The organism is Bradyrhizobium sp. UFLA06-06, assembly GCF_054820065.1.
Window position 1 is genome coordinate 51,706 of the sequence record NZ_JADFUD010000009.1, and the last position, 24,581, is coordinate 76,286.

23 protein-coding genes and 1 other RNA gene are annotated in these 24,581 nt (G+C 63.9%); 10 read left to right on the top strand and 14 right to left on the bottom strand.

What is annotated here, in order from left to right; translation table 11 throughout:
• Nucleotides 1–105: 105 nt before the first annotated feature.
• The 3 genes from IF803_RS10245 to rsmH are packed head-to-tail and all read right to left on the bottom strand — an operon-like array spanning nt 106 to nt 3,322.
• On the bottom strand, nt 106–1,863 hold the full coding sequence (locus IF803_RS10245) for a peptidoglycan D,D-transpeptidase FtsI family protein (protein ID WP_050385389.1): 1,758 nt from the start codon (nt 1,861–1,863) through the stop codon (nt 106–108).
• An 11-nt stretch (nt 1,864–1,874) separates the two neighbouring features.
• Nucleotides 1,875–2,324: a cell division protein FtsL gene (ftsL, locus tag IF803_RS10250; protein ID WP_035632058.1), complete on the bottom strand. Its 450-nt coding sequence runs from the start codon at nt 2,322–2,324 to the stop codon at nt 1,875–1,877.
• 2 nt (nt 2,325–2,326) lie between these two features.
• Nucleotides 2,327–3,322 (bottom strand): 16S rRNA (cytosine(1402)-N(4))-methyltransferase RsmH, encoded by a 996-nt coding sequence (rsmH, locus tag IF803_RS10255; RefSeq protein ID WP_461192059.1) that lies wholly within the window; start codon nt 3,320–3,322, stop codon nt 2,327–2,329.
• 580 nt (nt 3,323–3,902) lie between these two features.
• Here rsmH and IF803_RS10260 point away from each other — a divergent pair.
• Both IF803_RS10260 and IF803_RS10265 read left to right on the top strand, forming a co-directional pair.
• Entirely contained in the window at nt 3,903–4,769 is an 867-nt protein-coding gene (locus tag IF803_RS10260; RefSeq protein ID WP_304496442.1) for an N-acetylmuramoyl-L-alanine amidase, read from the top strand.
• A gap of 120 nt (nt 4,770–4,889) precedes the next feature.
• The gene (locus tag IF803_RS10265; RefSeq protein WP_461192060.1) at nt 4,890–5,120 is read left to right on the top strand and encodes a hypothetical protein; all 231 of its coding nucleotides are present in this window, start codon (nt 4,890–4,892) and stop codon (nt 5,118–5,120) included.
• An 80-nt stretch (nt 5,121–5,200) separates the two neighbouring features.
• Here IF803_RS10265 and IF803_RS10270 read toward each other — a convergent pair whose 3' ends face one another.
• Together IF803_RS10270 and IF803_RS10275 are read right to left on the bottom strand one after the other, a co-directional pair.
• Nucleotides 5,201–6,436: an RNA polymerase sigma factor gene (locus tag IF803_RS10270; protein ID WP_461192061.1), complete on the bottom strand. Its 1,236-nt coding sequence runs from the start codon at nt 6,434–6,436 to the stop codon at nt 5,201–5,203.
• Between the two features lie 115 nt (nt 6,437–6,551).
• A complete protein-coding gene (locus IF803_RS10275; RefSeq protein ID WP_028342194.1) occupies nt 6,552–6,905 on the bottom strand; it encodes a YciI family protein in 354 nt (117 codons plus the stop codon).
• Between the two features lie 233 nt (nt 6,906–7,138).
• On the opposite strand from IF803_RS10275, the gene IF803_RS10280 reads away from it, so the two are divergent.
• Entirely contained in the window at nt 7,139–7,294 is a 156-nt protein-coding gene (locus tag IF803_RS10280) for a hypothetical protein (protein WP_461192062.1), read from the top strand.
• A gap of 7 nt (nt 7,295–7,301) precedes the next feature.
• The gene (locus IF803_RS10285) at nt 7,302–7,502 is read left to right on the top strand and encodes a hypothetical protein (protein ID WP_038383082.1); all 201 of its coding nucleotides are present in this window, start codon (nt 7,302–7,304) and stop codon (nt 7,500–7,502) included.
• 162 nt (nt 7,503–7,664) lie between these two features.
• On the opposite strand, the gene IF803_RS10290 is transcribed toward IF803_RS10285, so the two are convergent.
• Complete coding sequence (locus IF803_RS10290) at nt 7,665–8,099, bottom strand: PAS domain-containing protein (protein ID WP_461192063.1); 435 nt, start codon at nt 8,097–8,099, stop codon at nt 7,665–7,667.
• Between the two features lie 105 nt (nt 8,100–8,204).
• On the bottom strand, nt 8,205–9,104 hold the full coding sequence (locus tag IF803_RS10295; RefSeq protein WP_461192064.1) for a LysR family transcriptional regulator: 900 nt from the start codon (nt 9,102–9,104) through the stop codon (nt 8,205–8,207).
• Between the two features lie 146 nt (nt 9,105–9,250).
• Between IF803_RS10295 and rnpB the strand changes: the two genes are divergently transcribed.
• An RNA gene (gene rnpB / locus IF803_RS10300) (RNase P RNA component class A) lies at nt 9,251–9,665 on the top strand.
• 111 nt (nt 9,666–9,776) lie between these two features.
• Here the strand turns inward: rnpB and IF803_RS10305 are convergent.
• Both IF803_RS10305 and IF803_RS10310 read right to left on the bottom strand, forming a co-directional pair.
• Nucleotides 9,777–11,228, bottom strand: coding sequence for a GntP family permease (locus tag IF803_RS10305; protein ID WP_461192065.1), 1,452 nt, complete (start codon nt 11,226–11,228; stop codon nt 9,777–9,779).
• A gap of 4 nt (nt 11,229–11,232) precedes the next feature.
• On the bottom strand, nt 11,233–12,252 hold the full coding sequence (locus tag IF803_RS10310; protein WP_461192066.1) for a patatin-like phospholipase family protein: 1,020 nt from the start codon (nt 12,250–12,252) through the stop codon (nt 11,233–11,235).
• Nucleotides 12,253–12,481: 229 nt separating this feature from the next.
• Between IF803_RS10310 and IF803_RS10315 the strand changes: the two genes are divergently transcribed.
• The 3 genes from IF803_RS10315 (at nt 12,482) to IF803_RS10325 (ending at nt 16,136) form a co-directional block, all read left to right on the top strand.
• On the top strand, nt 12,482–12,661 hold the full coding sequence (locus IF803_RS10315) for a hypothetical protein (protein ID WP_411782785.1): 180 nt from the start codon (nt 12,482–12,484) through the stop codon (nt 12,659–12,661).
• Nucleotides 12,662–12,844: 183 nt separating this feature from the next.
• Entirely contained in the window at nt 12,845–13,372 is a 528-nt protein-coding gene (locus IF803_RS10320; RefSeq protein ID WP_411782786.1) for a hypothetical protein, read from the top strand.
• 256 nt (nt 13,373–13,628) lie between these two features.
• Entirely contained in the window at nt 13,629–16,136 is a 2,508-nt protein-coding gene (locus tag IF803_RS10325) for an arylsulfatase (RefSeq protein WP_461192067.1), read from the top strand.
• Between the two features lie 215 nt (nt 16,137–16,351).
• Here IF803_RS10325 and IF803_RS10330 read toward each other — a convergent pair whose 3' ends face one another.
• Entirely contained in the window at nt 16,352–16,615 is a 264-nt protein-coding gene (locus IF803_RS10330; protein ID WP_461192068.1) for a GlsB/YeaQ/YmgE family stress response membrane protein, read from the bottom strand.
• A gap of 176 nt (nt 16,616–16,791) precedes the next feature.
• On the opposite strand from IF803_RS10330, the gene IF803_RS10335 reads away from it, so the two are divergent.
• Entirely contained in the window at nt 16,792–17,697 is a 906-nt protein-coding gene (locus IF803_RS10335) for a transglutaminase family protein (protein ID WP_028342204.1), read from the top strand.
• A gap of 62 nt (nt 17,698–17,759) precedes the next feature.
• Here IF803_RS10335 and IF803_RS10340 read toward each other — a convergent pair whose 3' ends face one another.
• Entirely contained in the window at nt 17,760–18,476 is a 717-nt protein-coding gene (locus IF803_RS10340; protein ID WP_461192069.1) for an alpha/beta fold hydrolase, read from the bottom strand.
• 105 nt (nt 18,477–18,581) lie between these two features.
• Here IF803_RS10340 and IF803_RS10345 point away from each other — a divergent pair, with 105 nt between their 5' ends.
• A complete protein-coding gene (locus IF803_RS10345; RefSeq protein WP_304496451.1) occupies nt 18,582–19,325 on the top strand; it encodes a sulfite exporter TauE/SafE family protein in 744 nt (247 codons plus the stop codon).
• A 66-nt stretch (nt 19,326–19,391) separates the two neighbouring features.
• On the opposite strand, the gene IF803_RS10350 is transcribed toward IF803_RS10345, so the two are convergent.
• The 3 genes from IF803_RS10350 to IF803_RS10360 all read right to left on the bottom strand — a co-directional run bounded on the left by IF803_RS10350 (nt 19,392) and on the right by IF803_RS10360 (nt 24,564).
• Nucleotides 19,392–21,191 (bottom strand): ABC transporter ATP-binding protein, encoded by a 1,800-nt coding sequence (locus tag IF803_RS10350; RefSeq protein WP_461192070.1) that lies wholly within the window; start codon nt 21,189–21,191, stop codon nt 19,392–19,394.
• 509 nt (nt 21,192–21,700) lie between these two features.
• The gene (locus tag IF803_RS10355) at nt 21,701–22,234 is read right to left on the bottom strand and encodes an REP-associated tyrosine transposase (RefSeq protein WP_461192071.1); all 534 of its coding nucleotides are present in this window, start codon (nt 22,232–22,234) and stop codon (nt 21,701–21,703) included.
• Between the two features lie 740 nt (nt 22,235–22,974).
• Complete coding sequence (locus tag IF803_RS10360) at nt 22,975–24,564, bottom strand: DHA2 family efflux MFS transporter permease subunit (RefSeq protein ID WP_028342207.1); 1,590 nt, start codon at nt 24,562–24,564, stop codon at nt 22,975–22,977.
• Nucleotides 24,565–24,581: the final 17 nt, after the last annotated feature.

A 24,581-nucleotide genomic window follows, 5' to 3' on the forward strand; every position in this document is an offset into this window, starting at 1 on the left:
GCGCCGTTCTGGCGCCGTCGCTTGAGCATGATCTATCCGGAAAACCGCATCGCACTTTTCGCTAACGCGGCCGTTCCGGTCCGGATCATGCCGTGAATATACGCCTTACTGGGTTGTTCTGGATGCCGCAAGAATAAGGCGGTCGGACGGCGGCAGGTCGAATCGCGGTTCAACGCCCAAAAGCGGCGCAATTCGGGCGATCACATTGCCGCCGGTCGGCACCGCATTCCAGCCCGAGGTGATGAACCCGTAGGTCTCCTTCAGGGGCTGCGGCTCGTCGAGCATGATCAGGAGCTGGTATTTCGGATTGTCGGCGGGCAGGATCGCGGTGAAGGCGTTGAGCACGCGCTTCTTGGCGTAGCGGCCGTTGATCACCTTCTCCGCGGTGCCGGTCTTGCCGCCGATATAATAGCCCTTGACGTCGGCCTTCTTCGCGGTGCCGATCTCGGCATTGAGCCGCATCAGATAGCGCATCTTGTCCGAGGTCTCGGGCTTGATGACGCGCTTGGCGAGCGCCATCGCCTCCTGCTCGGTGCGCTTCAGGAAGGTCGGCGGAATCAGGTAGCCGCCATTGACCAGCGCATCGATGCCCATCACCGCCTGCAGCGGCGCCACCGCGATGCCGTGACCGAACGAGATGGTGACGGTGTTCAACTCTCCCCACTTCTTCGGCACGATCGGCGACGCGCTCTCCGGCAGTTCGGTGCGCAGCCGCTCGAGCTGCCCCATCTTGCGCAGGAACGCCTTGTGCGCATCGACACCCATCGCCAGCGCAATGCGCCCGGCGCCGATGTTGGAGGAATAGTAGAACACCTCCTTCATGTTGATCATGCGGCCCATGTTGTGATCGTCATGGATCGCGAACTTGCCGTAGTGCAGCGGACCGCGCGCATCCCACATCGAGTTGAGGTCGAACCGGCCGCTATCCAGCGCCATCGCCAGCGTGAACGCCTTGAAGGTCGAGCCCATCTCGTAGACGCCGGTGGTCAGGCGGTTGATGCGATCGGGATCGTGCGCCTCCTTCGGATTGTTCGGATCGAAATCCGGCAGCGACACCATCGCCACGATCTCGCCGGTGCGCACGTTGGAGACGAGGCCGGAGGCGGCCTTGGCCTTGAACTTCTCCTTTGCCTTGAGCAGTTCGTCGCGCAGCGCGTGCTCGACGCGCAGGTCGACCGAGAGCTCCACCGGCTTCTGCAGCCGGTCGGTGGCGAAGCCCGCGCGATGCAGATCGGCCAGACCGTTGCTGTCCAGCCACTTCTCCATGCCGGCGATGCCCTGGTTGTCGATGTTGACCAGGCCGATCAGGTGGGCGACCTCGTTGCCGGTCGGATAGACGCGCTTGTTCTCGCGCAGGAAACCGACGCCGGGAAGGCCAAGGCGATGGATGTCGCTCTGCTGCTTCGGCGTGATCTCGCGCTTCAGCCAGACGAAGCCCTTGCGCGACGACAGGCGGTCGCGCACTTCGCTGGTGTCGAGATCGGGCAAGGCTCCGGTCAAGAGCTCGATCGCCTCGTCCTTGTCGATGAGGCGGCGCGGCTCGGCGAACAGGCTCGGCGCCTTGACGTCGGTGGCGAGGATTTCGCCATTGCGGTCGGTGATGTCCGGCCGCGCCGTCGCGATGGCGTCCTGCGAGGCCGTGCGGCGCGCGCCATGGCTGTCGGCGCCGACGGCAAACAGCACCAGCCTCCCCGCCAGCACGCAATAAACCGCGGCGAAAGCGAGGATGGCGAGGCCAACGCGCGCGCGCGCCTTGGCGGCGCGGTCGACATTGCTGCCATACAGCAGCGTGCGGATCAGCCGTTGGTTCCAGGGCTCGGCGGGTTTCACCGCCGGCGTGTTGGCGGGTGCCGGATCGGTCATGGCTGGTCCCGTCATTGCTGATCTCCCCCGCCCTGCCCGGAGTCATCGGGCGCAGGCTGGTCGGCGGCCGGCTGGTCGGTCGCCGCCTTGTCGATCGATCCGGTCGTGCTGTCGGGCGCCGCGGCGGCCTCGATGGTGTCGATCATCGCGCCGATCGGATCGCGCGAACCGGGCCGCGTGAAGCTCGGCGGCCGCTCCGGCAGGTTCTTCAGGGAATCGTACTGGTTGGCGTTGACCGGCTTCAGCGGCAGATGGCGCTCGGCGAGGCCCTGCAGCCGGAGCGGCGCATCGAGCTTGGCCCATTCGGCGCGCAACGCGGCGATCGCGTTGCGCTGCTCGCGGATCTCGGCATTGAGCTGCAGCACGCGTTCGACGCGCGCGGTCGATTCCATCTTGATGCGGTAGACATAGGACGCCGCGAAGATCAGCATGCCGATGACGAGGAGATGGAGAAGGCGCATCGTCACCCTCCCCGCTTCAGGTCGGACAGGCGCGGCCATGACGGCAGGTCGTCGTCGGCGTGCACCGGCGCCGCGGTGCGTTCGGCGGCACGCAGCTTGGCCGATCGCGCGCGCGGATTGGCGGTAAGCTCGGCCTCATCAGGCGTCACCGGACGCTTGGTCAGGATCTGAAAGCTCGGCGCCGCTTGCGCCACCTCGGGCAAATGCCGCGAGCCGGCGGAGACCTTGCCGCGTTCCGTGAGGAAATTCTTGACGATGCGGTCTTCCAGCGAATGGAAGGAAACCACGACGAGCCGGCCGCCCGGCTTCAGCACGCGCTCGGCGGCTGCGAGCGCCAGATAGAGCTCATCGAGCTCTTCATTGACGAAGATGCGCAGCGCCTGGAAGGTCCGCGTCGCCGGATGGATCTCGATCGGCTTGGCGCGCACGACTTTCGCGACGATATCGGCAAGCGCGTCGGTCGTCGTGATCGGCGCGTCCTTGCGCGCGGCGACGATGGCACGGGCGACGCCGCGCGAATGGCGCTCCTCGCCGAAAACATAGATGATGTCGGCGAGCTGTTTCTCGGAAGCCGCCGCGACCACATCGGCCGCGGTCGGGCCGCTTTGGGCCATCCGCATGTCGAGCGGACCGCCGAGGCGGAACGAGAAGCCGCGCTCGGCCTGGTCGAGCTGCATGGAAGAGACGCCGACATCCATCACGACGCCGTCGACCGTATCCATCCCCTGCGACGCGCAGACCTCGGCGAGGTTGGAGAAGCGATCCTCGACCAGCGTCAGCCGACCGCCCGCGCCGTCGACCAGATCGAAGCCGCCGGTTATCGCGGTGCGGTCGCGGTCGATCCCGATCACGCGGGTCTCGGCGACATCGAGGATCGCCCGGCTGTAGCCGCCGGCACCGAAGGTCGCGTCGACATAGATGCCGCCGGCGCGCGGAGCGAGATACGCGACCGCCTCGCGGCCCAGCACCGAAATGTGACGCGGCGCACGCTCGCTCATGCGCCGCTCCCGGGCGGAGCCGCGTAACTGGCATGCAAGCTGGGTGCGCGCCGACTCATTGCGCCTCGAATCCTCGCGCCCAGAGCCTTCTTTGCTCCGATTGGATCGGAACGGGGCTCTGGATTCCTGTCTTGACGCGTTTTCTTCACGCGAACCGGTATCCACTTCGCTCGAAAACGCGTGAAAAAGCCGCTGCGTGACGCCAGCGCCAACTCCCGTCCTCGGCCGCAAATCCTGATATCCGACCGGAATTGGGAGGGTTTCCATGGGATTTCGCGCAAACAGCGGGGCTCAGCGTCCTTTGGCCGTCCCCCGAAACCGGTTCGGCACTTCACCTCTCAGTAACGGCACTTAACGTTAAGAAAACGTTGATGATCGGTTAGCGGAACCGCGCGCCTTTGATCCGCATTCGAGTGATGCCCTCGCGACCCACTCCCGGCACAATGACGCGGCGCATCGTGCGGATCGTGGAACCGGCAGGCGTCGATTGCGCGGCCCGCACGGTAAAGGAATAGTAAACGCCTATTTGTTTATCCATATGTCAAAATGCTTTCTCCTGGTTCGGGTTTGAGTGATTCGTATGGCTTCAAGTTCGTCTTCGTCCGGCAACGCTGATCCGAAGCGTCAGCGCGCCCTCCCTGTTCCAAAGGGGGTGGCGGACGCGAAGACGTTCACGCCGGATTCCTCGATCGCCTCCGACGTGATCCCATCGGCGAACTTCGGCGATCGCGCCAATGGCCGGCAACCCGACATGATCGTGCTGCACTACACCGGCATGCCCGACGTCGAGGGTGCGATCACCCAGCTCTGCACGGCCGGCACCGAGGTCTCGGCGCACTACATCGTGCTCGAGGACGGCCGCATCGTGCAGTGCGTGCCGGAGAGCAAGCGCGCCTGGCACGCCGGCGTGTCGGCGTGGGCCGGCGATGACGACATCAACTCCTGCTCGATCGGCGTCGAGATCGTCAATCGCGGTCACGATTGGGGCTATCCGGACTTTCCGCTGCGCCAGATCGCGGCCGTCATCGCGCTGTGCCGCGGCATCATGCTTCGCCGCAAGATCGTCTCGCATCGCGTGCTCGGTCATTCCGACGTGGCGCCGGCGCGCAAGAAGGATCCCGGCGAGAAATTCCCGTGGCACTCGCTGGCCAATTCCGGCGTCGGGCACTGGGTGCAGCCGGCGCCGGTCGTGCGCGGCGACGCGCTGCAGCTCGGTGCGATCAGCGACAGCGTCTCCAACATGCAGGCCGCGTTCCGGCGCTACGGCTACAACATCCCGACCAATGGCAAGTTCGACGGCCCGACCATGGAGGTCGTCACCGCCTTCCAGCGCCACTTCCGCCCGGAGCGCATCGACGGGATCGCCGACCGCTCCACCATGGCGACGCTGCACGCGCTGCTCGAGAGCCTGCCGCCCGATGCGGCGACGGTGGTCGCGTCGAGCTAGGCTCGCCTCCGTCCGTCATTGCGCGGAGCGGTGCATTTTCCGGCCAAGTGTTCGTGCACATTGGAACTTTCCGGCATATGCCGTCTTTCTAGCTGGGGCGGTCCGAGTGGAGATTCGTCCATGTTCAAAGCACTCATCGCCGGAGCTGTCGCCATCGGCCTCATCGTCGCTCCGACAGCCGCAAGCGCTATGTCGACCCAGGACAAGACCATGTCGACCAAGCACAAGACCCACAAAGTCCATCATGCGCAGAAAAAGACAAAGATGGCACCCGGCACCACGACCGGCATGTCGAGTGGGGCGACGACCGGGCAGTCGAGCACCGGCGCCAAAGCAAAGACAGGGTACTGAGCACGCTCAACGCCGCACGACGCGCTGACGATCGTGGATGAATCGCGCGCCGTCACAGGCCACGCACGAGATGGGGTGCGTCACCCCATCTCGGCGATGCGCCGCGCATAAAGCCGCCGCAGCGGTTCGAGTTGCGTGGCTGCCGTTGCGGCGAGATAGGCCTGCCGCGCTTCGTCCTTGCGGCCGAGGCGGCGCAGCAGATCGGCGCGCACCGCAGGCAGCTGGTCATATCCCTTCAAAGTGCCGCGCGCGTCCAGCGCGTCGATCAGGTCAAGCGCGCGCGCCGGGCCGTCGACCATCGACACCGCGGCGGCTTGATTGAGCTCGATCACCGGCGACGGGCTGATGCGCAGCAGCACCTCATAGAGACCGGCGATCTGCGGCCAGTCGGTGTCCTTGTAACTCGGCGCCCGCGCGTGCAGCGCGGCGATCGCGGCCTGCACGGCGTAGGACTGCGGCCGGCCCGGCATCCGCAGCGCCTCCTCGACCAATTCGAGGCCTTCGGCGATCTGCTGGAAATCCCACAGCGAACGGTCCTGCTCCTCGAGCAGCACGATATCGCCGCCGGCGGTCTGGCGGCCGGCGCGCCGCGCATCATGCAGCAGCATCAGCGCCAACAGCCCCTTGATCTCGCCACGCGCCGGTATCAGCGCATCGATCAGCCGCGCCAGCCGGATCGCCTCGCGCGCAAGATCGGGCCGCATCAGATCCTCGCCGGCGGTCGCCGCGTAACCTTCGGTGAAGACGAGGTAGATCACGGCGAGCACGCCGGTGAGGCGCGGCTCCAGCGCCTCGCGCTCCGGCACCTCATAGGGAATGCCGGCGAGTTTTATCTTTTGCTTGGCGCGCAAGAGGCGCTGCGCCATGGCGTCCTCGCTCACCAGGAAGGCGCGCGCGACCTCGACCGTCGTCAGCCCGCACACCGTGCGCAAGGTCAGCGCGACCTGGACCTCGGCGGCAAAGGACGGATGGCAGCAGGTGAAGATCAGCCGCAGCATGTCGTCGTCGAGCGTTGCATCGGCCGGCTCGGGCGAGGACTCCGCATCGAGCAGGATCTGATGCGTCAGCTCCTGCTGCTTGCCGCGAAACGTCGCCGCGCGACGGACGCGGTCGATCGCCTTGTTGCGGCCGACATTGACCAGCCAGGCACGCGGATTGGAGGGGAATTCGCCGATCGGCCAGCGCTGCAGCGCCACCGCAAAGGCATCCTGAAGCGAATCCTCGGCCAGATCGAAATCGCCGACGAGCCGGATCAGCGTTGCGAGCGCCCGGCCCGCCTCGTCGCGAAACACTTTTTCGATCTGGCTGGGGGTCATGGTCTCACCGTCATTCCGGGGCGATGCGAAGCATCGAACCCGGAATCTCGAGGTTCCCCAATGCGCAATTGCGCATTGGGGTTCGCGCTTCGCGCGCCCCGGAACGACGAAACCATCACTTGTCGTAGATCATCACCGGCCTGACTTCGATCGAGCCAGTCTTGGCGCCGGGAATCCGCGCCGCAAGGCCGAGCGCCGTGTCGAGATCCTTGGCATCGACGAGATAGTAGCCGCCGAGCTGTTCGCGGGTTTCCGCAAACGGCCCGTCGGTCGTCAGCGTCTTGCCGTCGCGCACCCGCACGGTGGTCGCGGTCGATACCGGCTGCAACCCGTCTCCCGCCTTGAAGTGTCCGCTCTGGATGATGGACTGGGTGTAGACCGCATACTCCGCCGATAGGGCCTTGCGGTCGTCGGCATTCATGCCGCCATATTCCGCGTCGCTCCGGTAGATCAGCAACAGGTATTGCATCTTGAGAACTCCTCTTGATCGGCTGGATCGCCGACACCCAGTCGAACGGGCGACACGCAGGACGACATCGTCAGGATAAATTATTTTGGCCGCCCCGCGTGAATGCCTCGCCTGCGCGGCAGGCCACGGAGCAGACTTATATCGGATAATCCGATAGTAACCGCCAGTATTATTCGTTTGTTAAATTCATGGCGGCGCGTAGCCTTAGGTCGGGATGCCCGGAGGACTTCGCCATGACACCACTGCCGCAGACAGCAACGCGCCTTTCCCGGCTGCTGCAGTCGATGCTGTACCGGATCCTGCGCAGCCGGATCGCCGCAAAACCGCGCCACCACGCCAGTCAGGTCGCCTCGACCATCGCTGCGGGCGGCCATCCGCTCGGCGTGTGAGCAGGCAATGCAACGGGGCACCACGCGCCTGAAGGCGCTGCGTCAGCTGATCGCCGACGAAGGGCTGACCATCGCGATCCTTGCGGCGGTTGCCGCAGCGACGGTGATCGCATTTGGTTTCGGTGCGGAAGCCGACATCGTCGCCTCGATGCTGGTCATCGGCCTCGTGACCGCACTCGCGGAAACCCGCCTGCGATCTGGAAAGTAGCTCCAGCTGCCGTGACCGGCTCCCGAAGGGGATGACCTAGAGCTTGTGGCCTTATCCGCGTCATTGCGAGCGAAGCGAAGCAATCCATCTGTCCGCATATGCGGAGCGATGGATTGCTTCGTCGCTACCGCTCCTCGCAATGACGGCATGGCTTCACAGCCTTTACGACGATGTCCCGGCCTGCTGCGCGGCGCGGCGCCGCAACTCCTTGAGCTCCTCGAAACGCTTGGTCACGTCACGCATCACGGCGACGGTGCCGGCGACCTTGTGCGCCGCATCGTGCAGCATCACGATGGTGAACTCGACTGAGATGCGCGTGCCGTGCCTAGTCAGCGCCGGCACTGACAGCAGATCGCCCTGACCGTAGCGGCTCGTCCCGGTCGCCATCGTGTGCCGGAAGCCGGCCCAGTGACGCGCGCGCAGATTCTCCGGAATGATCAAATCGAGCGATTGTCCGATCGCCTCCTCGGCGCTGAAGCCGAACATCCTGACCGCGCCGGGATTCCACAGCGTGATGCGGCCTTCGGCATCGGTCGCAACGATCGCGTCGGATGCGCCATTGAACAATGCATCTCCCACCGCAGCCGCAATATCCATCGTTTGACCTCCTGCTGATCCCGATCCTGCTGTGAACGCGGACGTTTGCGCTGACAAGCGAAGAAAGCCGATGGAACTGATCGACGATGCCGATAGCAATCGCGGTCAGCGCCGCCGCCGCGTGGCGGGCTTGGCCCGCGGGAGGTCCGCGCTCGTGTTAACCTGGTACGCGGCGAGCCGATGCATGGTCTCGACCGCGCGCGCCAGGTGATCGTCCTGGCTGTCAGCCGGATAGGCGACATAGGCCGGCATCGCAAAGCCAGGTGCGCCGGCGACGGCGTGCAGCCGCCGCGCCTTCAAGAGCGGCTCCACGATACGGCGCGCAAAGAATCCGGAGCCGCCATTCTCCAAGAGATGCTGCAAGCCGAGCCAGCCGATGTTCACCGTCAGCGCGGGGCCGGCGAAATTCGGAAACAGCGTGGCGTGGCGCGCGTAGAATTCGGGTCCCCAATCGACATAGACATAGCCCGGCCCCGGCTCCGGCGCGCTCTTCGGATCGGTCGACACCAGGATGAGCTGCTCCTCGAACAGTTGCTCGACCTTGAGGCCGGGGCGGCTCTGCGGCGTGTACATCACGCCGATGTCGATGCGTCCCTCGACCAGCCCCTGCATCAGCTCGGGCTCGAGCGCGCTCTCTGCGCGGATCGAGATGTCGGGATGCGCCCGCGTCATCAGCGGCAGCCAGCGCAGCAGATACTCTTCCCAAAGGCCGATGCGGCCGCCGACCACCAGCGTCGCGGAAAATCCCTTGGGAATTCCGACGTCATGGCGCGCCTGCTCGACGGTGCGGACCAGCACCGAGGCGTGGCGCTGAAACTGCCGGCCCGCCGGCGTCAGCGTGGTGCCGGCCTTGTTGCGCACGAACAGCACGCAGCCGAGCTGCTGCTCGAGCGTGTGGATGCGGGTGCTGACGGTCGACTGGCTGACATGCAGCCGCTCCGCCGCGGTGATGAAGTTGCCGGCGCTCACCACCGTCAGGAACGTCCGGGCCAGTTCGGTATCCATGGCACCTCGACCTTTGGATCGATCAAATCGATATCAAAGGCCCCTCCTCCGCGAATGTCAAAATCGAGGACCGACCGGGCGCCGGGCCAGGGGTTAACCATCGCAATCGCTTGACGCGGACGGCCAAAGCCCGCATGCGTACGCCGTCAGTCGGCCGGACGGCCGCTCCCGCAAGCGCCGAAAGGCCGCGGGGGAGGAAAGTCCGGGCTCCATCGACATGCGGTGCCGGATAACATCCGGCGGGGGCGACCCCAGGGAAAGTGCCACAGAGAACGAACCGCTCCCTCCTCGGAGGAAGTAAGGGTGAAAAGGTGCGGTAAGAGCGCACCGCGTTTCCGGCAACGGAGACGGCATGGCAAACCACACCGGGAGCAAAACCGAATAGGGACGGCAACGCGGTTAGTTCGCGCATGCGCGATAACACCGCAGGGCGATGTCAGGCCCGCTGTCCGGGTAGGTTGCCCGAGGCAAGGTGCAAACCTTGTCCCAGAGGAATGGCCGTCGCGCATCATTCGCAAGAATGGTGCCCTACAGAACCCGGCTTACAGGCCGGCTGATGCTTCTACCAATGAGGGGCTCGGCGTGATGCGCCGGGCCCCTCGCCATTTTCAGATGACCGTCATTCCAGCCAGGCTCGCCTTGCGGCCGGCAGCGCCGACCATCACCCTTGCGTCAGAACGACCCGAAAGCGGTGCCGATCGCAATCACCGCTACGAGCGCGATAACGGAACTCGCAATGCCGACCATGACAATGTCGAGATAGCTGTCGCGATGCTTGAGCCCGCAGATCGCAAGCAGGCTAACGACCGCGCCGTTGTGAGGCAAAATGTCCAGTGTTCCCGAGCCGATCACCGCGACGCGATGCAAAAGGCCGGGGTCAATACCCGCCTCCGCGGCAAGGCGCATATAAGTCTGGCCCAACGCATCGAGCGCGATCGTCAAGCCGCCGGAAGCCGACCCCGTCAGCGCGGCAAGGATGTTCGTCGCGACCGCGAGCGACACCAATGGACCGCCCTCAATTTGCAACACCCAGTCCCGCACCACGCCGAAAGCGGGAAGCGAGGCGATAACGGCGCCGAATCCGACAAGGCTTGCGACGCTCAGGGCCGGCAAGACCGACGCGTTGGCACCCGCATCCATGGTCCGTCGTAGTGCGGGCAACCGCGTCCAGTTGCAGAGGATGACCGTCACGATCGCTCCCGCCAACGCCACGACAACCGACCAGACACCGGCCACGGCCGCCAGCGATGTATTGCCCCACCGCTGTTCGGCCAGGAACGAGAAATCAAGCCGAGGCAGCACAACGAGCGACATCACCAGATTGACGGCGACGACGACGATCAGCGGAAGGATCGCGTTGAAAATCGGGACGGCGGCGCTGCTGTGATATCCGTGGCGGAGCTCCGCCGGGTCGAATTCCCGCGCCGTCGTAGCCCGCTCGCGCAACAGCTCATCGTCGGCGGCATCCGCCGGATCCGGCGGCTCGTCGCCATAGCCCTCTTTTGCGCGACGCGCCGCTTTCTCCGCGCGAAGAAGCCACCACAGCCCGACGCCCAGCATGATGATCGATGCGACAACGCCGAGGCCCGGTGCGGCAAAGGGGGTCGTGCCGAAGAAAGGCATCGGTATCGCATTCTGTATCGACGGCGTGCCCGGCAGCGCCGACATGGTGAAGGTCGAAGTCCCGAGAATGACCGCCGCCGGTACCAGACGACGTGGAATCCCCGCCGTGCGAAACAGCGACTGCGCCATCGGAACGATGACGAAGAAGGCGACGAACAGGCTGACGCCGCCGTAGGTGACCAGTGCGCCTGCGAGCACGACCGCGAGGATGATCCGGCGTTCGCCCAGGCACCGGGAGATGAAGCCCGCGACCGCAGCGACCGCGCCGCTGTCATCCATCAGCTTTCCGAACACGGCGCCAAGCAGAAAAATAGGAAAGAACTGCGCGAGAAACTCCGACGCACTACCCATGAAGGTCTGCGTCCAGTTGGCAAGCAGCGGCTCGCCACCGAAGGCTGCGGCCACCAGCGCACAGAGCGGCGCGAGCAGCAGCACGCTCCAACCGCGGAAAGCAAGACAAACCAGCAGTCCAAGCCCGACGAGAATGCCGAGAAGACCCATCGTCTCAGCACTCCGCCAGCAGAATATCGAGATCCGCCGTCGAACGCTCACCGAGATCGGCGCCATGCGCGTCGAGGAATTCGCCGGCGGCTCGCCGCCCTTCCTCGTGCAGCTTGGCCACGAACGCCCATTCGGCATTAAGCTTGGATGACGAACCGAACGTCGCAAGCATGTCGCTCTTGATCCGGTGCGTCTTCATCTGCGCCCAGCGGGCGCCTTCCCCGGTACCTGGGTCGGCGACCTGGCGAAGCAACGCGATCATCCGCAGCTCCTTTGCCAGCGGCGAGTTGAATGAGATCTCGTTAAGCCGGTTGAGAATGTCAGCGGCCGTGCGCGGCTGCTCCAGACGCTCGGTCGGGTTGATCTGGACGACGACGGTGTCGCGCGCGTCGGTCTCGCGAACGAGCGGCGTAATGGTGGGATTACCCGCGTAGCCGCCGTCCCAATAGGGCTCGCCATCGATCTCGATCGCGCGAAACACCGTTGGCAGGCAAGCCGACGCAAGCAGGACATCCGCGGTAATCTCCGCGTTGCGAAAAATCCGTCCGCGGCCGGTACGCACGCGCGTGGCGGTTATGAAGAGCTTGATCGGCGCGCGTGCAAGACGCTCGAAATCGATACTGTCATTCAGTATGTCGCGGAGCGGATTGAAGCCAAGCGGATTGAGGTCGTAGGGTGAAAGCATCCGCGACATCAAATCGGTGAAGAGATAGGCCGGGGAGCTGTCAAGCGACCAGCGTCCCATCAGGCGGTCGAGCGGCGACCGTTGCAACGGACTGAATGCGGCGGCGCGCGAGACGCTTCGCCAATATTTTTCAAGCGCTTCGCGTGCACCGGCAGCGCCGCCCGCGGTCCAACCATCCGCCAGCACGGCTGCGTTCATCGCTCCGGCCGATGTCCCGGATATGCCCGCAATCTGAAACCATGGCTCTTCGAGAAGGCGATCCAGGACACCCCACGTGAACGCACCGTGCGATCCCCCACCTTGAAGCGCCAGGTCTACGAGCACGGGGCTGCGGTTCATGAATCCATGCTCACCAGCACGCGAGACGCTGATTATGTCGCAGTTTAACCGAACATGCGAGACAAAGTTGCGGTCGCTGTCCAATTCCGATGGCGAACTTCGAACGAAATTGTCTCAACTCGAAGCGAAGCGAGCCGCGATCCTTCAGTGCAGCCACAGGCTCGCGTTTCTTAGAAGGCGACATGCATGGGTGGCGGGCGTAGAGTGTGTCCCTCGCGGAGGAACACAGATGGACCTTCAGAAGATCATGGCGAAGGCAAAGGACATCGCCAGGAGAAGCGGCACGATCACAACCGAGCAACTGAACGGGATGTGCCCCAACAATATGGAGCCTGAAGATATCGCGGCTCTCTTTGCGGCTCTGCGGACTGAGGGAATTCGTCTCAAGGACGACGAAGCAGAAAAGTAGGAGCCCAAAGTAGGAGCCACTGTGCCTTGACGCCATAGCAAGGCAATCGATCACTGCGATCGAAGCGCTGGCCGGGTTTGCATAGTGGCAGATTAGCCATCCGGCGGCATTGCAGCTATGATCCGCCAGAGCTGGACGTGTCCTTCTGCCCCTAGATTCAAGAAGATCAAAGGAGGAATAGGAATGTCGGTCGCCTGCAAGTTCGAACGCAGCATCCTCAGCCATGAAGAATATGAGGCGATCCGCCTGACGCATCATCCCGCCATCTACAGCGTCGAGGTGGCTGAGCTCGAGGCCATGCGACCCCGCTTGCGCAAGATGCGCGACAAGGAGCGAACGGTCGGCCGACAGAAGCAACGAGAGAGCCGCGGAAAAGCCGAGGCTCGCGGCACGAGCTTTCCGGGAACCGCCAAGCATGCGTCAGAGCGAAAACAGGTCTTCGCAGCGGCGCTAAAACGGGTCAACACGGAGCTCCGGCGTCAGCACAATTTGGCGGCCCGGACCGCACATGTCGAAGCGGCGCGAAAGGCCCTCGCACTGCACCGGGCCGCGAACTTCACAACGCGTCCCTCGGCCGGAGGCGCCGCGGGCGAAGGCATGGCGCCGAAGCCAAGCGAACGCCGGCGAAAGATCATTGCAGGCGCCAAGATCGGACGAGTGTCGCAGGCGACAAAGGTCGCTCAGGCCGTCCGCGACGCGCGCGGTGCATGACCCGCGCAACAAGCGCGCCTGATTGATTCCAACGCGGCGTCGGCATCGGCGGGATGCGCCAGCCGTCGCGGTTGCGCGCGGCCTGCCGCATGCTGAAGCGGACAGGGCGCGGCGTTTCACCGGCATTGGTCAATGCCGCTGACCTGGTCGGGATCGCTCCAGTCCTCGCCCGCGCTTTCCGCGCTTGATGTACATCAATGTTGCGACGGCCATGACAGGTGACGCTGCCCATATTTTTTGAATTGGGAGCGTCACCATGCATTGCCCGAAAGCTGTGTCGGCTCTTACCCTTGGATTGCTCATCTCCACTTCGGCGCTAGCCCAGCAAAGCACCGCTGCGCCCGGTTCACCCAGCGCCACGACAGCAATCGACGGAAGGCAGCTTCCGCCACCCGATCCCAAGTTCGGCGGCGTTATCAAGGACGGCGCCCTGCAGTCGAAGCCGTGGTGGCCGTCGCGTGTCGTCCCGCCCAGGGACGCACCGAACGTGCTCCTGATCATCACCGACGACGCCGGTTTCGGCGTGCCGAGCACCTTTGGCGGCGTCATCCCGACGCCGACGATGGACCGCATCGCCAATGAGGGCCTGCGCTACAACCGCGTCTTCTCCACCGCGCTCTGCTCGCCGACCCGCGCGGCTCTGATCACCGGACGCAATCACCATTCCGCCGGCTTCGGCGTAATCTCCGAGCAGTCGACTGGCTTCCCGGGTTACAACAGCATCATTGGCAAGGACAAGGCGACGATCGGACGGATCCTGCTCGACAATGGCTACGGCACGTCCTGGTTCGGCAAGGACCACAACACGCCGGTCTACACGGCGAGCCAGGTCGGCCCGTTCGACCAATGGCCGATCGGCATGGGCTTCGAGTATTTCTATGGCTTCGTCGGAGGCGACGCCAACCAGTGGGAGCCGAATCTCTTCCGCAACACGACGCAGATCTATCCGTTCCAGGGCAAGCCGCCCGGCACCTGGAACCTCGTCACCGCGATGGCCGACGACGCCATCGATTGGATGACACGGATGCACCAGACCGATCCGTCGAAGCCGCTCTTCATCAAATATGCGCCGGGCGCGACGCATGCGCCGCATCACCCGACCAAGGACTGGGTGGACAAGATCAGCGCGATGCACCTGTTCGACGACGGCTACGAGAAGGTGCGCGAGCGCATCCTGGAGAACCAGAAGCGGCTCGGTGTGGTTCCGAAGGACACCAAGCTGGCACCATGGCCCAAGGAAATGCTGAAGCCGTGGGACCAGCTTAGCGCCGATGAGAAGAAACTCTTCCTCCGCCAGGTCGAGGTCTACGCCGCCTACGCGGCCTACAACGACCACGAGATTGGCCGCGTGATCCAGCACTTCCAGGAACTTGGCCGGCTCGACAACACGCTCGTCATCTACATCAACGGCGACAACGGCACCAGTGCCGAGGGCGGACCGCTCGGCACGCCCAACGAAGTGGCATTCTTCAACGGCCTCAATGAACTCCCGGTCGATGTACAGATGAAGTACTACGATGTCTGGGGCACCGAGCAGACGTACAACCACATGTCTGCCGGCTGGTCGTGGGCGTTTGATACTCCATTCGACTGGTTCAAGCAGAACGCCTCGCGGCTCGGCGGCATCAACCAGAACATGGTGGTGTCATGGCCGGCCCGCATTAAGGACAAGGGCGCCTTGCGCGAGCAGTTTGTCCACATGATCGACGTCGTGCCGACGATCCTCGAAGCCGCCAGTATCCGACCGCCGGAAATGGTGGACGGCATCAAGCAGGCGCCGATCGAAGGCACGAGCTTTGCCTACACCTTCGACAAGGCGAACGCCAAGATCGCGTCCCGCCACAAGACCCAGTACTTCGAGATGATGGGCCAGTGGGCGCTCTATGACGACGGTTGGATGCTGTCCACCAAGGTCAACCGTGCACCGTGGGAGGCGTTCGGTCCGGCGAACCCGGATCCGCTCAACAACCAGGTCTTCCAGCTCTACAACCTGAACAAGGACTTCAGCCAGACCGACGACATCGCGGCGCAGAACCCGCAAAAGGTAAAGGAGATGCGGCAGAAGTTCGTTGCGGAAGCCAAGAAGTACCAGGTCTTCCCGATGGATGCGTCGGTGGCGGCGCGCATGATCGCGCCGCGCCCGAACATCACAGCGGGCCGCAAGGAATTCGTGTACACGCGGCCGATGACGGGATTGCCGCAGGGTGACTCGCCCCTGCTGCTCAACGCCTCCTACACGATCACCGCCGACATCGACGTGCCGCAAGGCGGCGCCGAGGGCATGATCCTGACCTCCGGAGGCCGCTTCGCCGGCTATGGCTTCTACCTGCTGCAGGGCAGGCCTGTATTCCTATGGAACATGGTCGACCTCGAACGCATCAAATGGGAAGGTCCGGACGCACTGTCGCCAGGCCGACACACGGTCGAGTTTGATTTCAAATACGAAGGCATCGGTGCTGGCACGCTGCAGTACAACAACTTCAGCGGCCTGGCACAGCCCGGCACCGGCACGCTGAGGGTAGACGGCAAGGAAGTCGCCACGAAGCGAATGCAGAAGACCCTGCCGATGATCCTGCAATGGGATGAGAGCTTCGACGTCGGCTCCGACACGCTCACCGGCGTGAACGACGCAGACTACAAGCCTCCATTCCCGTTGACGGCCAAGCTCAACAAGTTGACGATCAAGGTCGATCGTCCGCAACTCACGCCCGCGGACATCAAGAAACTGCAGGCGACGATGCAGGAAAAGGTCAGCGCCGACTGATCGCACGGCATGCGTGCGGGCCGCGCCACATGGCGGAGAGCCCGCACCTGCGATCCGTGGCGCGGCTGCGGATCTGACCGAACGAGAAGTCGCCTCCCATCATCAACGGTCGCTGAACAGCGCCGCCGGTGCGGAAGGCTTCGCCAATTCGCTCATCACAAAACGATCGGGTGCATTTGCGCAATCGCGCTCGCCGTCGGCAACGCTGGTCGCAATCAAGCACGCCCTTCGCGGCCAGTGAAAAGCCCGTACGCAAAAAGCAGGATGACTGCGCCGACGACACTGCCGATGAAGCCTGCACCCTCCCCGAACCGATACCATCCCACCGCTTGACCGAGATAGGTCGCGACGAACGCGCCGACGATTCCCAAGACCGTGGTCAGAATGAATCCCGTGGGCTCGGATTTGTTGCCGGGCATGATGAACTTCGCGATTACTCCTACGATAAATCCAATGATGATCGTCCAGAGGATGCCCATTTCCATCGCTCCATTCGGTTAATTCGCGCATCCACGCCCAAAACGAACCCGCGACCATTGAGATAGATCAACGTTCTCCCGGCCCAACCCATTGTATCCGGCAGCGAAGGCGGGACTTGACATGACTTGGCATGGCGCGGCCGCCGTGCTGCACACGTCGCTAAGCGGACCAGGGCATGGCGATCATTGGCGAAATCACGCACACCACGACCTATCGCTATTCAAAGCCGGTCACGTTCGGGACGCACCGGGCGATGTTCCTGCCGCGGCGTGGCGCCTCAACCCGCCTGCTCAGCTGGTCCGCGCGCACGAGCGTGCCGTCGAAGGTGCATTGGGTCACCGACTCCCGCTCCAATGCCGTCACGGTGATTGAATTCAACGCACCGGGCAGCGAGCTGACATTCACGTTCAAGGTTCGCGGCATCTATTTCGGCATCAAGGGGATCGAGGCGTTTCCGCTGGAGTCCCGGGCTGACGAAGTCCCCGTGCAGTATACCCCGGACGAGTGGACCGACCTTTCCGGTTACCTGCGTCCGCACACCGAAGATCCGGACGGCAGCCTTGCGGCGTGGACCAAAAGCTTCGTTGCCGGCGATCAGGATCGCACCATCGACGTGCTGCACCGGATGCTGGAGACGTTTCGCAGCGGGTTCAGCTATCGCGGGAGAGATGCGGAAGGCACCCAATCTCCGAACGAGACGCTACGCACCAAATCGGGCACCTGCCGGGACTTTGCCTGGCTGATGATCGAGACGCTGCGCCGGCTCGGCTTCGCATCCCGCTTCGTCAGCGGTTATCTGTACGACGCGGCGCTCGATGGCGGCGACGTGGGGATGACCGGCTCCGGCGCGACGCACGCATGGGTGCAGGTGTTCCTTCCCGGCGCCGGCTGGCTCGATTATGACCCGACCAACTGCCTCAGCAGCGGCTTTGACCTCATCCCGGTGGCCATTGCGCGGCATCCGGGCCAGGCTGTTCCGCTGGCCGGCTCGTGGTTCGGCGATCCCGCCGATTACCTCGGCATGTCGATCAATGTCGCAGTCCATAAGATCGGCGAAGTGCGCGATCCTTCGGAAGGATAGCTGGAAATCGCCGCGTTACCCGCGACGCCTCGATGCTGCGCGTTGTACGGTACGACGGCTCATCACGAGACGATCTCCTGCAGCATCGCCATCAGCGCCTCCGGCGCGGTGACGTTCGGCGAATGGCTGGCGTCGATCTCGAAATAACGCCAGCCGGCTTCGTTCTTGATGCGGCTGGCGAACTGGCGGAACGTGTCGGCCTGCGTGGCGCGGGTGGCGTAGATGTAGCTGCGCGGCAGGCTCGTCTCGCCGTGCTTCAATCGCAATTTCTGCTCGAAGCATTTGAGCGGCATGTCGACGCGCCGCGCGCTCAGCCATGCGACGTCGGCGGCGGACGTATCCGGCGGCACCGGCATCGGCGGAATACGCCAGCCGTCGCCGTCGCTCGCGAGCTCACGCATGGTCTCGATGGCCCCTTCGTTGAGATCGAACAGTGATTGGCCGTCGCGCGGCACGAAGGCGTCGAGATAGATCATCTGCGCGACGCGCTCGCGCACCCGGTCGGCGACGCCGGTCGCGACCATGCCGCCATAGGAGTGCCCGATCAGCACCATGTCGTGCAGGTCTTCGTAACTGATGACGCTGAGCACATCCTGGATATGCGCTTCGAGGTCAAGTCCCTGATGCGCAAGGTGCGCGCGCTCGCCGAGCCCGGTGTAGCTTGGCGTGACTAGCCGATGCCCGGCGGCTTGCATCAGGGGATGCATCTTCTTCCATGCCCAGCCCGCCGACCAGGCGCCGTGACAGACCAGAAAGGTTTTTTGCGAGTTCGCAGTCATGGGATGCTTCCGTTCCGATTATCGTTGATGAGCCGTGATTTTGAAGTGTACCGACAGCTTGCGTCGTGTAAACGTCCCGGCAACGATCATAAGAACGAGATGAGGATGACTCCGGCAAGCTATGCGATCCTGTTCTTCGGCGCGCTTGCCGGCGGTTTCGTCTCCGGCCTTGCCGGATTCGGCACGGCGCTGATGGCGCTCGGCATCTGGCTCTATGTGCTGCCGCCGACACTCGCGGTGCCGCTGGTGCTGGTCTGCTCGGTCATCGCGCAGCTCTCGACGCTGCCGTCGATCTGGAAGAGCATCGATTTTCGCCTGGTCTGGCCGTTCGTCATCGCAGGCCTCGCGGGCGTGCCGATCGGCATCCTGCTGATCGCGCAGGCAGACCCCGAGGTCTTCAAGCTGACGATCGGCGTCTTCCTGCTGGTGTTTCCGACCGCGCTGTTCCTGCAACGCAAGCCGATGTCGATCGCCTTCGGCGGCAAATGGGCCGACGGCGCGATCGGCTTTGCCGGCGGCATCCTCGGCGGCCTCGCGGGACTGTCCGGCCCGCTGCCGATCCTGTGGGCCAGCGTGCGCGGCTGGGGCAAGCAGCAGCGCCGCGGCGTGTTCCAGATCTTCAACTTCACGATCCTGGCGGCCGCGCTTTGCGTGCAGATCGCAAGCGGCCTTGTGAAGCCCGAGCTGATCTGGCTGGTGGCGTGCGCGTTTCCGGGGACGCTGCTCGGCGCCTGGCTCGGCGCGCGGCTCTATCACGCGCTCAGCGACCGCAATTTCTCCGACGTCGTGCTGCTGCTGTTGTTCCTGTCCGGCGTCGCGCTGGTGTGGAACGGACTGGCGCAGAAATAGCGCGGGCGATGCGAGAGCGTCGGTTCTGATCCAATCAGAACCGACGCTCCAGCCACGCGTCATCGCTCACTCAGCCGCGGCCTGGCCGAACTCGGTCGCCTGGCGCTCGAACAGGCCGCGATAGATGCCGCCGGGACGCGCGGCCAGCACCTCGTGCGTGCCCTGCTCGACGATCTCGCCGCGGTCGAACACCAGGATGCGATCCATGCTGCGCACCGTTGAGAGACGGTGCGCGATCACGATCGAGGTCCGCCCCTTCATCAGCCGTTCCATCGCCTGCTGGATCAGCGCCTCGGATTCCGAATCGAGGCTCGAGGTCGCCTCGTCCAGGATCAGGATCGGCGCATCCGCCAGGAAGGCGCGCGCCAGCGCCACGCGCTGCCGCTCGCCGCCCGACAGCTTGACGCCGCGCTCGCCCACCAGCGTGCCGTAGCCCTTCGGCAGCCGTATGATGAAGTCGTGCGCATTGGCAAGCCGCGCCGCCTGCTCGATCGCCTCCATGCCGGCGCCCGGCCGGCCATAGGCGATGTTCTCCGCCAGCGTGCGGTGGAACAGGATCGGCTCCTGCTGCACGATCGCGATCTGGCTGCGCAGCGATTGCTGCGTCGCCCTGGCGATGTCCTGACCGTCGATCAGGATCCGGCCAGCGGAGACGTCGTAGAGCCGCTGCACCAGCTTGACGAAGGTCGTCTTGCCGGAGCCGGAGCGCCCGACCAGGCCGACCCGCTCGCCGGCGTCGATGTCGACCGACAGCCCGTCATAGAGCGGCCGGCGATGGCCGCCATAGTGGAACGTGACGTCGTCGAACACGATGCGGCCGCCCTGGATGTCGATCGTCCCAGCGTCATCCGCATCGACAATGCCGAGCGGCTCGCCATGGATCTGCACCAGTTCCTCCATGTCGTTCACCGAACGCTGCAAATTGTTGATGTGCATGCCGACATCCCGCAAGTACGCGTGGATGATGTAGTAGCTGGTCAGCACATAGGTGACGTCGCCCGGCGTGGCGCGGCCCTGCGCCCACAGCAGGATCGCACCGCCGATCACCGAGGCGCGGAAGCACAGCAGCACCACGAGCTGCGCCGTCGAGGTGTGGTTGTAGCGGAACCAGGTCCGCCGCACCCGCCGGCGCCAGCGGCTGATGACGCCATCGAGCCGCATGTCCTCGCGCGTCTCCGCACCGAACGACTTCACCACCGCGTTGCAGGTCAAGGCGTCGGCCAGCGTGCCGCCGACCTTGGTGTCCCACGCATTGGAAACGCGCGCGGCAGGCGCCACGTAGCGCACCTGGAACACCATGGTCATCGCGACATAGATCACCGAGCCGACCGCGATCACCGCGCCGAGCTGCGGCCAATGCACGCCGAGCAGGATCATCGAGCCGACCAGCACCACGGCCGACGGCAGCAGCGCCATCAGGATGGTGTCGTTCAGCAAATCGAGCGCCCACATGCCGCGCGTGATCTTGCGCACGGTGGAGCCGGCGAACGAATTGGCGTGCCAGTCGGTCGAGAAGCGCTGCACCCGCATGAAGGCCTGCTGCCCGACATCGGACATCGTCTTCAGCGTGAACGGCACGATGGTCTGGATGCCGACCAGTCGCAGCACCAGCGACAGCGCGCCGAGGCCGACGATGGCGCCGAACGCCAGCATCGCCGCATGGCGCGCGGCGGCATCGGTGGCGCCCGCGGTCAGCGCGTCGACCAGATGGCCGGAAAACACCGGCATGAACAGGTCGGCCGCGGTTGCGCCGAGGAATCCCGCCGTCACCGCGGAGGCACGGAGCGGCTGTTCCAGCCAATGGCGGAAGACAAAGGGAAGCACGATCCGGATCGCAGCCGGCCGCTTGGTCGTCAGAGAGGTCATGGCACATTCCGGCCACGCTTTTGCAGCGCGTGCCGGCTCCATCTGAGGCGACGTGCGGGCGGAATCCGACCGCGAGCGCCGCTGGAAATTGTCGATAAATCGTTGGGAAGTTTTGATGATCGGGGATCAGGCCCGATCAGCGCCGGGAGCTAACGCGTAAAGGCGTCCACCACCGTCGAACGCGGGCGCGCGATCTGCGAAATAAGCGACTTCATGCGCATCTCCCCGGTTCGAGTAAGGAAGCGCTGCTTATAAATGCATCACGCGCGATTGGCAAGGTAACATCGGCGTGAGTGCGTCAATGTGTCGACGACATCAGCTATTCCCGCGACCGGGCGCAGCCCGCGCGCGAATTCGATGCGCTCAGCGCGCGACATCGGCACACTTTCGTAGCCCGGATGAGCGAAGCGATATCCGGGGCCGCATCACGTTCGGTGATGAACTGCTGAGATCGGTCCCGCATGTCGCTTCGCTCATGCGGGCTACGAATGACGATCGACCAACTCTCCTCACTCAGGACGTTCGCCAAAACTTCCGCCTTCTCCCACGTCACCCGCCCAATCGACTGGCAGCACACCCTCCCTCACATAGCGATGAAACGAGGAATGTGGCCAGTCGCACACGCGCCGGACCAAGCCATGTTTGACGGGGTTGAAATGAATGTAATCGACGTGCCGCGCGAAGTCATCTTCATCGCGGATTGTGTGCTCCCAAAACCGCCGCTGCCAAAGCGCCAGATCACCATTCGATCGACGCGCCAGCTCTATCGAGGCAGCAAGCAGCCGGCTGCTGAAGTGTCCTTTGATCCGACGCCAACGACCTGCAAAATCGGAATCGCCTTGCGGCAGTGTAAGGATCGCGTGGAGGTGATCGGGGAGCACCACCACCGCGTCGACCGAGAACGGACGTTCGCGACGGGTGATGCCGAACGCATCCCGCAACGCCGTGATATGATCCACGAGTAGGCTGGATCGCCGGTCATCGAGCGTGACCGTAAAGAAGAACGTACCGCCTGAGATGAAGTTGCGTCGGTATCTGACCATGCCCCAGCTCCCGCAGCATTCCCGCATATCGCTTCGCTCGTGCGGGCTATAATGCCAGAATATTGCTGATTAGCAGCCGCTTGCGTCAATACAGATCAGCGGCTGGGATCTCGAAGCTTCGTAGCCCGGATGAGCGAAGCGATATCCGGGGCCGCGTCACGTTCGGTGATGAACTGCTGAGATCGGTCCCGCATGTCGCTTCGCTCATGCGGGCTACGATGCCAGAATATTGCAGATTGACAGACGCTTGCGTCAATACAGATCGGCGCCTGGGATCTCGAAGCTTCGTAGGCCGGATGAGCGAAGCGATATCCGGGGACGCCAGTCATCACTCAGTGATGAACTGCTGAGATCGGTCCCGCATGTCGCTTCGCTCATGCGGGCTACGATGTCAGAATATTGCAGATTAGCAGACGCTCGCGTCAATACAGATCAGCGGCTGGGATCTCGAAGCTTCGTAGCCCGGATGAGCGAAGCGATATCCGGGGCTGCGTCACGTTCAGTGATGAACTGCTGAGATCGGCCCCGCATGTCGCTTCGCTCATGCGGGCTACGATGTCAGAATATTGCAGACGAGCAGACGCCTGCGTCAATACAGATTAGCGCCTGGGATCTCGAAGCTTCGTAGCCCGGATGAGCGAAGCGATATCCGGGGGCGCGTCACGCTCAGTGATGAACTGCTGAGATCGGTCCCGCATGTCGCTTCGCTCATGCGGGCTACGAAAAACAAATGACACCACCTAATGCGCGTCGCCGCCGCTCGCGGTCATCGACGGCGGCTTGTTGACGAACAGCACCAGAAGGCTGAGCGCGACATAGAACAGCGACAGCATGAAGAAAGCGTCGCCATAGCCCATCACCGCGGCCTGGCGGTGCACGATCTGAGAAAGCTGCTTCATCGCCATGATGGCGGAATCGCCCATGCCCTGCATGCGCTGGGTGAACATGTTGAGGGTCTCGACCGCGGTGGTGTTACCCCAGGTTACGCGGTCATGCAGCCGCGAGATGTGCAGATCGGTGCGGTCGTTGAGCACCTGGTTGATGACGGCGAGCCCGACCGCGCCGCCGAGGTTGCGCATCAGGTTGAACAGGCCGGAGGCGTTCTTGACGCGATCCTGCGGCAATGTCGCGAGCGCGATGTTGTTGGTCGGCACCATCGCACACATCATGCCGATGCCGCGCAGGATCTGCGGCAGCAGCAGCTCGTAGAAATCATAGTCGCGGGTGATCCAGGTCATCTGCCAGGAGCCGAGCGCGAAGGTCACGAGGCCGAAGGCGATGATGTAGCGCAAATCGACCTTCTGCATCAGCCGCCCGACCACCGGCGCCATGAAGAACATGGTGACGCCGGAGACGAACATGGTCTCGCCGATCATCAGCGCGCTGTAGCCGCGGATCTCGGCGAGATAGCGCGGATAGACGTAAGTCAGGCCATAGAGCCCGATGCCGATGCAGAACTGCAGCACGCAGCCGACCGCGAAGTTGCGGTTGGAGAAGGCGTAGAGATCGACGATCGGCTCCTCCGCGGTCAAGACGCGCCAGAAGAACGCGACCGCCGAGACGAAGCCAATCGCGGCGCAGACCGCGACCGAGGTGTCCTGCAGCCACTCATATTGCGGACCTTCCTCCAGCACATATTCGAGCGAGCCGAGGAAGCCGGCCATGAAGATCAGGCCCCACCAGTCGAAGCGCTCGAGCAGCGCGAAGTTCGGCTGGTCGAAATCGACCAGTGCCAGCACGCCTGCCGTGATGATGACGCCAGGCACGATGTTGATGAAGAACAGCCAGTGCCACGACATCAGATCGGTGATGTAGCCGCCGACCGTCGGTCCAACCGTCGGCGCCAGCGTCGCGACGAGGCCGATGATCGGCGCCACGATGTGGAACTTGGTGCGCGGGAAGATCGTGTAGGCCGAGGCGAACACCGTCGGGATCATGCCGGCGCCAAGAAAGCCCTGCAGCGCGCGCCACAGGATCATCTGCTCGATCGAGGAGGCGAAGCCGCACAGCAGGCTCGAGGCGGTGAAGCCGAACGCCGAGATCGCAAACAACAGCCTTGTGCCGAGCGCGCGCGACAGGAATCCGGACAAGGGAATCGCGATCACTTCGGCGATCAGATAGGCGGTCTGCACCCACGACACTTCGGTCGAAGAGGCCGACAGGCCGGCCTGGATCTCGGACAGCGAGGCCGAGACGATCTGGATGTCCAGGATCGACATGAACATGCCGAACACCATGATGATGAAGGCAACCACCCGTTTCGGCTGGAGGCGCTCCGACTCCGAGGCGCCGGTCATCATCGAGGGCGAAGCAGTGGTCGTATCAGCCATGGGCTATGAGCTCGCTG

What these genes read in the sequence shown, in the direction of transcription:
- IF803_RS10325 (WP_461192067.1), top strand. Translation starts at nt 13,629, where the DNA reads ATGCATTGCCCGAAAGCTGTGTCGGCTCTTACCCTTGGATTGCTCATC.
- IF803_RS10290 (WP_461192063.1), bottom strand. Translation starts at nt 8,099, where the DNA reads ATGGATATTGCGGCTGCGGTGGGAGATGCATTGTTCAATGGCGCATCC.
- IF803_RS10320 (WP_411782786.1), top strand. Translation starts at nt 12,845, where the DNA reads ATGTCGGTCGCCTGCAAGTTCGAACGCAGCATCCTCAGCCATGAAGAA.
- IF803_RS10355 (WP_461192071.1), bottom strand. Translation starts at nt 22,234, where the DNA reads ATGGTCAGATACCGACGCAACTTCATCTCAGGCGGTACGTTCTTCTTT.
- IF803_RS10265 (WP_461192060.1), top strand. Translation starts at nt 4,890, where the DNA reads ATGTTCAAAGCACTCATCGCCGGAGCTGTCGCCATCGGCCTCATCGTC.
- ftsL (WP_035632058.1), bottom strand. Translation starts at nt 2,324, where the DNA reads ATGCGCCTTCTCCATCTCCTCGTCATCGGCATGCTGATCTTCGCGGCG.
- IF803_RS10270 (WP_461192061.1), bottom strand. Translation starts at nt 6,436, where the DNA reads ATGACCCCCAGCCAGATCGAAAAAGTGTTTCGCGACGAGGCGGGCCGG.
- IF803_RS10360 (WP_028342207.1), bottom strand. Translation starts at nt 24,564, where the DNA reads ATGGCTGATACGACCACTGCTTCGCCCTCGATGATGACCGGCGCCTCG.
- IF803_RS10345 (WP_304496451.1), top strand. Translation starts at nt 18,582, where the DNA reads ATGACTCCGGCAAGCTATGCGATCCTGTTCTTCGGCGCGCTTGCCGGC.
- IF803_RS10330 (WP_461192068.1), bottom strand. Translation starts at nt 16,615, where the DNA reads ATGGGCATCCTCTGGACGATCATCATTGGATTTATCGTAGGAGTAATC.
- IF803_RS10295 (WP_461192064.1), bottom strand. Translation starts at nt 9,104, where the DNA reads ATGGATACCGAACTGGCCCGGACGTTCCTGACGGTGGTGAGCGCCGGC.
- IF803_RS10350 (WP_461192070.1), bottom strand. Translation starts at nt 21,191, where the DNA reads ATGACCTCTCTGACGACCAAGCGGCCGGCTGCGATCCGGATCGTGCTT.
- IF803_RS10335 (WP_028342204.1), top strand. Translation starts at nt 16,792, where the DNA reads ATGGCGATCATTGGCGAAATCACGCACACCACGACCTATCGCTATTCA.
- IF803_RS10340 (WP_461192069.1), bottom strand. Translation starts at nt 18,476, where the DNA reads ATGACTGCGAACTCGCAAAAAACCTTTCTGGTCTGTCACGGCGCCTGG.
- IF803_RS10275 (WP_028342194.1), bottom strand. Translation starts at nt 6,905, where the DNA reads ATGCAATACCTGTTGCTGATCTACCGGAGCGACGCGGAATATGGCGGC.
- IF803_RS10260 (WP_304496442.1), top strand. Translation starts at nt 3,903, where the DNA reads ATGGCTTCAAGTTCGTCTTCGTCCGGCAACGCTGATCCGAAGCGTCAG.
- IF803_RS10310 (WP_461192066.1), bottom strand. Translation starts at nt 12,252, where the DNA reads ATGAACCGCAGCCCCGTGCTCGTAGACCTGGCGCTTCAAGGTGGGGGA.
- IF803_RS10315 (WP_411782785.1), top strand. Translation starts at nt 12,482, where the DNA reads ATGGACCTTCAGAAGATCATGGCGAAGGCAAAGGACATCGCCAGGAGA.
- IF803_RS10280 (WP_461192062.1), top strand. Translation starts at nt 7,139, where the DNA reads ATGACACCACTGCCGCAGACAGCAACGCGCCTTTCCCGGCTGCTGCAG.
- rsmH (WP_461192059.1), bottom strand. Translation starts at nt 3,322, where the DNA reads ATGAGCGAGCGTGCGCCGCGTCACATTTCGGTGCTGGGCCGCGAGGCG.
- IF803_RS10285 (WP_038383082.1), top strand. Translation starts at nt 7,302, where the DNA reads ATGCAACGGGGCACCACGCGCCTGAAGGCGCTGCGTCAGCTGATCGCC.
- IF803_RS10305 (WP_461192065.1), bottom strand. Translation starts at nt 11,228, where the DNA reads ATGGGTCTTCTCGGCATTCTCGTCGGGCTTGGACTGCTGGTTTGTCTT.
- IF803_RS10245 (WP_050385389.1), bottom strand. Translation starts at nt 1,863, where the DNA reads ATGACCGATCCGGCACCCGCCAACACGCCGGCGGTGAAACCCGCCGAG.